Source organism: Streptomyces capoamus (genome assembly GCF_014654935.1).
Lineage (GTDB): Bacteria > Actinomycetota > Actinomycetes > Streptomycetales > Streptomycetaceae > Streptomyces > Streptomyces capoamus.
Window position 1 is genome coordinate 230,174 of sequence record NZ_BNBF01000002.1, and the last position, 10,469, is coordinate 240,642.

Genomic DNA, 10,469 nt, shown 5'->3' on the forward strand with positions numbered 1-10,469 from the left:
CCGAGGGAGTCGTCGGGCCGCTCGGGCATCTCGTCGGACGGCACCGCGGTCGACCCGGGGTGGCGCATCGCCGCCCGCTGGAGGTCGGCGACCTTGTGGGAGGCGATGGCGAAGACGAACGCCTCGAAGGGGCGGCCGGTGTCGCGGTAGCGGGGCAGGGCGAGGAGGACGGCGACGCAGACCTCCTGGGCGAGGTCCTCCACGAAGTGGCGCGCGTCGCCGGGCAGCCGGGACAGCCGGGTGCGGCAGTAGCGCAGCGCCAAGGGGTGGACATGCGCGAGCAGATCGTGCGTGGCCTGCTCGTCCCCGTCGACGGCACGATGCACGAGCGCACCGATCGCCCCGTGGGCCGTGCCCGCCTCGTCGTCGCGCATCGGTCCATGGTGCCCTGAGGCCCTCCGGTCCGTCGCATCGTGCTCGTGGTTGTGCACCGAAGCGTTATGAGCAGGTGCGCCGGCACTCATTCCCTGCGCCCTCCCCTTCCGCTCGACCGACTCGTCCCCGAGAGACTCCACACCTCAAGGATGCGGCATCCGCGCCGAAACGAGCAGCGCGCGTACGGCGGGCCGCCTTGCACGGGGCCCTCCAGGTGGTTCGGCGGTGGAGTACGCCGGCGCATTCGCCGACCGTTTCGGGGCGAATTGCACGCCGGAGCGCACCGCCTTGTGAGGCGCACCACCGGCGCGTACGACGGTGCGGTACGACCGGACCCCGGCCGCTCCGCGGCACCCGTCCCACCGGCCCCGGTCAAGGCGCGGCCCGGTGACGGCACGTGCACGGCACCCGCATCGGCCACCGCCGCCGCACACCCTCGCCCACGCCCAGGGCGACGCCCGCCCGGGCGCGGCCGCCGAGTGCACGCCGGGCGAACCGGAGCGGACTCGGACAGCGCCCCCTCCCCCGACGGACACCGGCGGGCGCGACGACCACGGGAACACACGGCAGATCCCGGCCACCCCGGGCGGCGCCGTACGCGGGCGCGAGGCCACCGGCTCCCGGAACGGCCGGACCGATCCGACCGGGGCGCGGCGCCGGCGAGCCGGCCACGACTACGTCACCGGCCGCCGCCGAAGCAGACCGGTCCCCTGTCGGCGCAGCCCCCTTCGGCGCAGCTCCCGTCGACGAACCGACCCTCGACCAGCCGCCCGACAGCGGACCGGCCACCGGCACGTCACCCGAACCGGTCACCGGCCGGCCACCCACCGGCACCCCGGCCGCGGACCGGTCACCCGCCGACCACCGGCCCCGCCCCCGCCGGTCCGGCCTCGCCCGTGCGGGCGCCGGGTGCGGGAGTCGGGCCGGGCGGCCGGACGCGCGGGAGTCGGGCCGGACGGCGGGACGTATCGGGTGGCCCGCAGGGCCTCGCACCCGTTACCGGACCAGTCCCCAGCGGAAGCCGAGGGCCACCGCGTGGGCCCGGTCGGAGGCGCCGAGCTTCTTGAACAGACGGCGGGCGTGCGTCTTGACGGTGTCCTCGGAGAGGAACAGCTCACGGCCGATCTCGGCGTTCGAGCGGCCGTGGCTCATGCCCTCCAGGACCTGGATCTCGCGCGCGGTGAGCGTGGGCGCGGCGCCCATCTCGGCCGAGCGCAGGCGGCGCGGGGCGAGCCGCCAGGTCGGGTCGGCGAGGGCCTGCGTCACCGTGGCGCGCAGCTCCGCGCGCGAGGCGTCCTTGTGCAGGTAGCCCCGCGCGCCGGCGGCGACCGCGAGGGCCACGCCGTCGAGGTCCTCCGCGACGGTGAGCATGATGATGCGTGCGCCGGGGTCGGCCGAGAGCAGCCGGCGCACGGTCTCGACGCCACCCAGGCCGGGCATGCGCACGTCCATCAGGATGAGGTCGGAGCGGTCGGCGCCCCAGCGGCGGAGGACTTCCTCGCCGTTGGCCGCCGTCGTCACACGCTCGACACCGGGCACGGTCGCGACCGCGCGGCGCAGCGCTTCTCGGGCAAGCGGGGAGTCGTCGCAGACGAGGACGGATGTCATGACCGCCCTCCGCAGCTGATGCGCGTCACCTTGAGCCTCCAGGCTGGTACGGAATCGTCACCTGTGCGGTCGACCGTCTCGGACGCCTGCCCGAGCGCTTGTGTTTTCAACCGCCTCCGCACTCTCAACGACGGTCACTCGAAAGAGTTACGGGCCCGCGTGCCGTCTTCGGCACTCTATGTGAGGGGACCGACACGGTGCAGACATGCCCAACGGACTCTCAACTTTTCATCACAACCTATGCCCCATTTGGCCCCTTTTCTTCCCGTTTCGCAGTGTCCGGGGCTAGATTCGCAATGAGTCATATTTTCATCTCCTTAGACCGGAGATGTACGGTCGTTGGCACCGTATCCGCCCAGAACGGCGACAAGGGGTCACGTAATGGCAGATTTCTCCCGCCTTCCCGGACCGAACGCGGACCTGTGGGACTGGCAGCTGCTGGCTGCCTGCCGCGGGGTGGACAGCTCGCTCTTCTTCCACCCGGAGGGCGAGCGCGGGGCGGCTCGGAGCGCTCGCGAGAACTCGGCCAAGGAGGTCTGCATGAGGTGCCCGGTCCGTGCGGAGTGCGCGGCGCACGCGCTGGCGGTGCGCGAGCCGTACGGAGTCTGGGGCGGACTGACCGAGGACGAGCGTGAGGAGTTGATGGGGCGGGCGCGCAACCGCCTGGTGGCGGCGACGACCACCAGCGGGGACACCGCCTCCGATCACTGAAGGAACGTTTCTTCACCCAGACGGACATACGGAACCATGGCCGGGCACGCGCACGCGTGCCCGTGACCCGCTCCACGCACAGCCCCTCGCCGCGGCCCCCGGACCCCTGGCCGCGGCTCCAGGGACCCCTAGCCGCGCCCGCCCGGGCGTGCCGCCCGGGCCAGTTGCTCCAGCGTCGCCGACACGGCCGGCACCTGTGCCAGGTCGGGCAGGGTGAGGGCGACGATCTCCCGCCGCACCGCCGGTTCCAGCCGTACCGTGCGCACGCCCCGCGGCCGCACCGACTCCACGGCCAGCTGCGGCAGTACGGCGACGCCGAGGCCCGCGCCCACCAGACCGACCACGGCCGGATAGTCGTCGGTGGCGAAGTCGATGCGCGGGGTGAAACCGGCCCCCTCGCACACCTCGATCAGCTGGCCGCGGCAGCGCGGGCAGCCCGCGATCCAGGGCTCCTGGGCCAGCTCGCCGATCGCGACGGCCTCCGCGCGCGCGAGCCGGTGCCGTTCGGGCACCAGGGCGACCAGGCGGTCGGTCAGCAGGGGGCGCACGACGAGGTCCCCCCAGTCCTCGGCGACCGCCGCGCCCTCGTAGCGGAAGGCCAGCGCCAGGTCGCAGTCGCCCTCGCGGAGCAGTTCGACGGAGCGCGGGGGCTCGGCCTCCTCCAGGGAGACCCGGGTGCCGGGGTGGGCGGCGCGCAGGGCGGCCAGGGCGGTGGGGACCAGGGTGGAGCTGCCGCTGGGGAAGGAGACCAGCCGGACCCGGCCCGCGCGCAGCCCGGCGATGGCGGCGACCTCCTCCTCGGCCGCGGTGAGCCCGGCGAGGATGCCCGAGGCGTGCCGGACGAGGGCCTCGCCGGCCTGGGTGAGGCGCATCTCGCGCCCGGTGCGCACCAGCAGCGGGGTGCCGACCGAGGTCTCCAGCGCCTTCATCTGCTGGCTGACGGCCGGCTGGGTGCAGCCCAGCTGGCGCCCCGCCGCGGAGAAGGAGCCGGTGGTGGCGACGGCGCGCAGGACGCGGAGATGACGGGCCTCGATCACCCCATGAGCATAAGGCAGCCTTGGGTCTCGCACCCGATAATGCGTCGACACTTTGGGCTTCGATCACTTACCGTGCGGTCATGAGGCTTCTTTCCGTCAACCTGGGCAGCCCCCGCCGGGTCGCCTACACCAGCCAGCCCGAGGGGCTCACCGGCATCGACAAGCACCCGACCGACGGGCCGGTGCGGGTGGCGGCGCCGGGCCCCCGGGGGACGGGCGCGAGCGGGCTCGCCGGGGACGCGGTGTGCGACACGCGCTTCCACGGCGGGGACGACCAGGCGGTGTACGCGTACGCCCGCGAGGAGCTCGACGCGTGGGAGCGCGAACTCGGCCGGCCGCTGGCCAACGGTGTTTTCGGCGAGAACCTGACGACGGAGGGCCTCGACGTCTCCGGGGCGCTGATAGGCGAGCGCTGGCGGATCGGCGGCCAGGTGGTGCTGGAGGTGACCTCGGGCCGTATCCCGTGCCAGACCTTCCAGGGCCGTCTGGGCGAACGCGGCTGGGTCAGGAGGTTCACCCGGAAGGGCGCGACGGGCGCCTACCTCCGGGTGATCGAACCCGGTGAGATCCGGGGCGGCGACCCGGTCGAGATCGTGCACCGGCCGGACCACGGCGTGACGGCGACGATGCAGTTCCGCGCGGTCACCACCGAGCGGGAGCTGCTGCCCCGGCTGCTCGCGGCGGGCGACGCGCTGCACACGGACACGCTGGGGCAAGCCCGCGCGTACGTGGCGGAACACGGGGCCTGAGCCGCCGTCAGGAGGCCGCCGGGCCGGGCGGGGCGGGCACCGGGGACGGCGGGCACCGGTCACTACCCTTGGGCCATGACAACGTCTCTGATTACGGGATCGACCGCGGGCATCGGTGCCGCGTTCGCGCGCCGGCTGGCGGCGGACGGGCACGACCTCGTCCTGGTGGCCCGCGACACCAAGCGACTGCGCGAGCAGGCGACGGAACTGCACGACCGGCACGGCATCGAGGTGGAGGTGCTGACCGCCGACCTGTCCGAGGACAAGGGCATCGAGGCGGTCGCCGACCGGCTCGGGGACCGGAAGAACCCGGTGGACCTGCTGATCAACAACGCAGGCTTCGGCAACAAGGGCCGCTACCTGGACGTGGCGATGGCGGACGAGCTGCGGATGCTCAAGGTGCACTGCGAGGCGGTGCTCCGGCTGACGTCGGCGGCGGCCGGGGCGATGCGCGAGCGCGGCCGGGGCGGGGTGGTGAACGTCGCCTCGGTGGCCGCGTTCGTCCCGCGCGGCACGTACGGCGCGTCCAAGGCGTGGGTGGTGCAGTTCACCCAGGGCGCGGCGAAGGACCTGGCCGGCAGCGGGGTGCGGCTGATGGCCCTCTGCCCGGGGTTCGTGCGGACCGAGTTCCACCAGCGGGCCGGGATGGGCACCGACAACATCCCGGGCTGGATGTGGCTGGACGCCGACAAACTGGTCGCGTCGGCGCTGGCCGACCTCGCGCGCGGCAAGACCCTCTCCATCCCTGATCCCCGGTACAAGGCGCTGATGGGGCTGGTGAAGGTGACCCCGCGCGGGCTGCTGGGCGGGATCAGCTCCCGGACGGGGCGCAAGTACGGGCCGCAGTAGCGGCGGGTGGCGCTGCCGTCCCGGTGGGAAAATGGGCGGGACGGTACCGGACCAGGGGGCCGGAGGCGGCGCCATGACCTTCGTACAGCTCATCGAGTGCAGGACGAGCCGGCTGGACGAGATGAACCGGCTCATCGACGACTGGGTCGAGCAGACCAAGGGCAAGCGGACGGCGACACACGCGTTGGTCGGTACGGACCACTCCGACGCGTCGCACGTCGTGGAGTTGGTGGAGTTCCCGTCGTACGAGGAGGCGATGCGGAACTCGAACCTCCCGGAGACCGACCGGATCTTCCGGGAGATGGTCGCGCTGTGCGACGAGATGCCGACGTTCATCGACCTGGACGTCGTGCGGGAGGCTCACCTGGACGTCGTACGGGAGGCGGGTACGACGGCCCGCACGGTGCGGCGGTTCTTCGGGGTGCTCGCGAGCGCGGGCGAGCTGCCGCCGCTCAACGACCTGCTGGACGAGGACGTGCACAGTCACGACCCGGTGAACCCGCAGGACACCATCGGGCTGGACCACGTCCGCGCCGAGTTCCGGATGTGGCGCGGCGCCTTCGACTTCGCGTTCACGGTGGAGGACGTCGTCGCCGATGACGAGCGGGCCTGTGCGCGGTGGACGTGGAACGCGACGCACACGGGTGACTTCCTGGGGATCGCGCCCACCGGCAGGCAGGTCGCGATGACGGGGATGACCCTCTTCCGGTTCGCCGCCGACGGAAAGATCACCGAGCTCTGGTGGCAGCACGACCAGCTGGGGCTGATGCAGCAGCTCGGGGCGCTGGACGAGCTGGAGCAATAAGGGACGTGCGCCGGCGGCCCCCGGCGCCGGGGAGCCCTCTCGCACCCGGTGCCTCAGCGGGGCACCCGGCTGTTCGTCGTCCGAACCGGACCGGAGTGGATGTCAGAGGGTCGGAATAGGATTCTGACCTCGCCGTCGAGGGGGGTGGCGTGGAGCGTGTCGTCGTGCCGTTCCCCCTCTCACTACTGCCGTTCCGGAGGTGCTTGGTGCCCGCTGTTCCCGAGCCGACAGCTCCCGCTCCCCGGGAGTGCTGGTTCCAGCCACGACGGTCGGGATTTCAGTGGGAGCAGGAGGGGCTGGACCATCTCCGGGAGCTGATGCCGAAGACGGAACCCTTCCGGGCATGGGTGACGTTCCAGTTCACGGGGGCCTCCGGCCGGATCAACGAGTGCGATGTGCTGATCGCCGTTCCGGGAGGCCTCTATCTCCTGGAGCTGAAGGGCCACCCCGGCAGGGTGGTGAACCACGGCGACACCTGGCAGTTCCACGGTGACCGGGTGCGCACCCTGCGGAATCCCCTTCATCTGACCGATCTCAAGGCCAAGGAACTGAAGGGGCAGCTGGAGCGGGCGGCACGCGCGCTGGGCATGAACGTGCGGGACGTGCCCTTCATCAAGCCGGCGGTGTTTCTGCACGACCCAGGTCTCGTCAGCGAGCTGGACGAGTTCCAACGGACCTCGGTCTACGGCCGTAACGACGGCGCGAGCGGGCTGCCGAAGATCTGGGACGATCTGCTGGGCCGCCCCCCGGAGCGGGAGAGCTGGCGCATCACCCCGTTGATCAGCCAGCGCCTGGAACGGCTGATGCAGAAGGTCGGTGTCAGCCACTCCACCGCGCACCTGCGGTTCGGGGACGACTGGAAGCTCGAACCGCGTGCACTGGACGCGGGTCCCGGTTGGGAGGACCGGCTGGCCGTGCGGGACGACGGCCTGGTCCAGGAGAGCGGGCGGGTCCGTATATACCTGGCGGGCGCCGCCGCCTCGGACGAGCAGCGCGCGAAGGTGGACCGGGCCGCGCGCCGTGAGTACCAGGTGCTGCAGGGCATCAATCACCGGGGCATCGTGCAGGCGGTCCAGATCCGTGAGCACCAGGGCGGCCCGGCGATCCTCTTCCGGCATCGTGAGTCCGACCTTCGGCTGGACGCCTACCTCGACGCGTACGGCGGTCGTCTCACCCCCGCACAGCGTCTCGATCTGGTGCGGCAGCTCGCCGAGGCCGCGCGGTACGCACACCACCGGTCCCTCTACCACCGGGCCCTGGCCGCTCGCTCGGTCTATGTCTCGGCACGCGACGACGGCAGTGAACCGGTCCTGCGGATCGCCGACTGGCAGACCGCGGCTCGTGACTTCGAGACGACGTTGCACCGCTCGCTCGGAGACACCCCCCTGGACGGGGGGCTGATCGCGGACACGGCGCAGGTGTACCTGGCGCCGGAGACGGACCAGGAGTTCGCCGACCCGGTGGACCTCGACGTCTTCGGGCTCGGCGCTCTCACCTACCTGCTGCTCACGGGCCGGCCGCCGGCGGACCGGCGCAGCGCGCTGCTGGAACGCCTGCAGGGTGACGGCGGGCTGCACCCTTATGCCGTCTCCGACTCCATCTCGGCGGCGCTGGACACCCTCGTCTTCCGGGCCACGTCGGCGGACGTCCGGGACCGTCTGGCGTCGGTCGACGAGTTCCTGGAGCTGCTGGGCGCGGCGGAAGCGGACGCGGCCGCGCCCTCCGCGGGCGGGGGGCCGGTCGCCGATCCCCTGACCGTGCAGCCGGAGCAGCCGCTGGACGGTACCTGGACGGTGGTCCGTGTGCTCGGCACCGGTGCCACGGCCCGCGCACTGCTGGTGCGCCGTACCGATACGGACGACGGGGAGCAGCCCCTCAGGGTCTTCAAGGTCGCCCTCGACCAGGAGAAGGACGCACGCCTGCTGGCGGAGGCGAAGGCGCTGAAGGAGGTGGGCGGCGGTTACATCGTGAAACTGCTCGCCGAACCGCGCGAGCTGGCCGGTCACACGGTCCTCGACATCGAGTATGCGGGTGGCTTCCGGGGGGAGGACGACCGCGAGCCGGTGAGCCTCGGTTCCCGGCTGCGGGACCAGGGCCCCCTCGGTTACGACCAGTTGGAGCGGTTCGGCAACGACCTGTTCCAGGCGTTGGACACCCTGGCGGCGCGCGGGGTGCGGCACCGCGACATCAAGCCGGACAACCTGGGCCTGTTCAAGCGGAGCGACGGTTCCTGGCAGCTGATGCTGTTCGACTTCTCGTTGGCGGACGCCCCGGACCACGACCTGCACGCGGGCACCCGCGGGTACCTCGATCCGTTCCTGGGCGGGGCCGGCCGCTCACGCTACGACGATCACGCCGAGTGGTACGCCGCCGCGGTCACCCTGCACGAGATGGCCTCCGGGGAGAGGCCGGTGTGGGGGGACGGGCAGGGTGACCCGCGGATGGTCGCGGACGCGAGTCTGCACGTGTCGGCAGAGCTTTTCCCGCAGGCCCTGAGCGAAGGGCTGAAGGCCTTCTTCGAACGGGCACTGCACCGGGACGTCGAGCGCCGCTACGACACCCTGCCGCAGCTGCAGGAAGCGTGGCGGCAGGTCTTCCGGAAGGCGGACGCGGCCCGCCCTGCGACGACGCCGGCCACGGTCGGGCTGAGCGCGGACGACCTGGAGGACGCCCGGGAACAGGCCGCCGAGGCGGCCACCCTGAAGACTCCGCTGGCGGCTGCCGGTCTCTCACCGCGCGCGGTTTCGGTCGCCGAGAGTCTCAAGGCCCACACCGTCGAAGAGCTGCTGGACATTCCCCCGCACCACATCTCCCGGGCGCGTGGCGCGGGCAACGCGATCCGCAAGGAGCTGAACCGCCGGCACCGCCAGTGGACCCAGGCGCTGCGCCGGAAGGCCACTGCCAGGAAGCCGGTGGCACTGGAGCCGGACGCTCCGGAAGAGGCCCTCGAGTCGGTCGACACCCTGGCCGCGCGTCTCACGCCGCCCGAGGGTAAGCGTCGTACTCGGCCACGCCCCGACGTGGTGCGTGCGACCCTCCAGCTGCCGGGGGTCCTGGAGGCCGGGGAGCCGCTGGAGCCGTGGCCGGCGCAGAGCCTGATCGCGAAGGCCCTGGGCATCAGCCAGCCGACGGTTTCGCAGAACCAGCAAGCTGCGGTCGAGCAGTGGGCCGAGCTGCCCTGGCTCGGCCGGGTCCGCGACGAGCTGGTGGCGATCCTGACCGACCGGGACCGTGTGTCGACGGCGGAGGAGCTGGCGTCGGAGCTGCGCGCCCGGCACGGCGCGGGCACCAGTGACCCGGCCGAGGCCCAGGCCAAGGCGTTGGCCGTGGTCCGGGCCGCGGTGGAAACGGAGATCCGCAAGCGGGACGACGACCCCGTCGGGGCCGGCGAGGCACCGCCCCGCTTCGCCGTGCAGCGGCGCGGCGGCCGGATCGTCATCGCGTTGGAGGACCAGCCGGGCGCCGACGACCCCACGCCGGCCGAACTCGCCGACTACGCGACCCTGCTGGGGGAGCAGGCGGCAGACCTCGCCGGACGCGACCCCCTGCCCGGCCGCGCCACCGTGCTCCGGGAACTGCGCGCCGTGCCCGCGCCCGACGGCATGGCTCCGCTCGCCGACACACGACTGGTTGAGCTGGCCGCTTCCATGGCGGGAGGCGTGGCCTTCTCCCCCCGGCTTGAACTGTTCCCGCTGTCGCTCGGCCTGGAGCGGGCCCTGCGTATCTCGCAGGCTCCGGCGGGCGTCCGCCCCGAAACCGGCATCTCCACGTCGGACCTGCTGGCCCGGGTCCGGGCGCGGTTCCCCGGCCTGTCCGTGCTGGACGGGACGACGTACGTGGAGCTGGCCGAGGCGCTCGTCGAGGCGGGTTTCCCCTTGGTCTACGACCAGGACCGGCGCCGTTTCGTGCCCAGGGCGCAGGAGGGTGCGGGCAGTCGCCTGAACCTGTCCTCCTCGATGCTGACCAGCACCGGTTCTCTGTATGCCGCCGCCCAGGGCCGTATCGCCGAGGGCCGGGACCCGAGGGAGGTGCTGTCGGCACGGCTCACGGACACCCGTCGCCGCGGGGGCTTCCTGGCGCTCACGTTGAAGGGCGCGGAGCTGCCCGGTGTCGCCGATGCGCTGGCGGAGCGGTTCGGCGCCATCACCGTGCCGCTGAACGGCATGTTCCTGGACGCGCTGAAGGAGCTGGCCGAGGAGCAGTCGGTGCGCTGGCAGGCCCTGCTGAAGGCGGACGCCAAGTTCACCGCGACGGGCACCCTCGGCGCGGCGCTCGCCTCGTACACGCGACTGGCGGCGGAGCGGGTACGGCAGCGGCTCGTGGACCTCGCGGAGC

8 protein-coding genes are annotated in these 10,469 nt (G+C 72.6%); 5 read left to right on the plus strand and 3 right to left on the minus strand.

All coding sequences use genetic code 11. The features are described from left to right. Positions 1–374, minus strand: a 374-nt coding sequence (locus IE312_RS38735) for a sigma factor (RefSeq protein WP_229899040.1), incomplete at its 3' end; no start/stop codon positions are given. 997 nt (positions 375–1,371) lie between these two features. Then, on the minus strand, positions 1,372–1,983 hold the full coding sequence (locus IE312_RS04530; RefSeq protein ID WP_003948568.1) for a response regulator transcription factor: 612 nt from the start codon (positions 1,981–1,983) through the stop codon (positions 1,372–1,374). Between the two features lie 381 nt (positions 1,984–2,364). On the opposite strand from IE312_RS04530, the gene IE312_RS04535 reads away from it, so the two are divergent. Continuing rightward, positions 2,365–2,694 (plus strand): WhiB family transcriptional regulator, encoded by a 330-nt coding sequence (locus IE312_RS04535; RefSeq protein ID WP_189978600.1) that lies wholly within the window; start codon positions 2,365–2,367, stop codon positions 2,692–2,694. A gap of 128 nt (positions 2,695–2,822) precedes the next feature. On the opposite strand, the gene IE312_RS04540 is transcribed toward IE312_RS04535, so the two are convergent. Then, positions 2,823–3,731, minus strand: a complete 909-nt coding sequence (locus IE312_RS04540; RefSeq protein ID WP_189978602.1) for a LysR family transcriptional regulator — start codon at positions 3,729–3,731, stop codon at positions 2,823–2,825. Positions 3,732–3,811: 80 nt separating this feature from the next. Between IE312_RS04540 and IE312_RS04545 the strand changes: the two genes are divergently transcribed. The 4 genes from IE312_RS04545 to pglW all read left to right on the plus strand — a co-directional run. Continuing rightward, the gene (locus tag IE312_RS04545) at positions 3,812–4,480 is read left to right on the plus strand and encodes an MOSC domain-containing protein (RefSeq protein ID WP_189978604.1); all 669 of its coding nucleotides are present in this window, start codon (positions 3,812–3,814) and stop codon (positions 4,478–4,480) included. 75 nt (positions 4,481–4,555) lie between these two features. Next, positions 4,556–5,329 (plus strand): SDR family NAD(P)-dependent oxidoreductase, encoded by a 774-nt coding sequence (locus IE312_RS04550; RefSeq protein WP_189978606.1) that lies wholly within the window; start codon positions 4,556–4,558, stop codon positions 5,327–5,329. 73 nt (positions 5,330–5,402) lie between these two features. Then, a complete protein-coding gene (locus IE312_RS04555; protein WP_189978608.1) occupies positions 5,403–6,134 on the plus strand; it encodes an ester cyclase in 732 nt (243 codons plus the stop codon). A 206-nt stretch (positions 6,135–6,340) separates the two neighbouring features. Next, a partial coding sequence (gene pglW / locus IE312_RS04560) for a BREX system serine/threonine kinase PglW (RefSeq protein WP_189978610.1) occupies positions 6,341–10,469 on the plus strand: 4,129 nt, incomplete at its 3' end.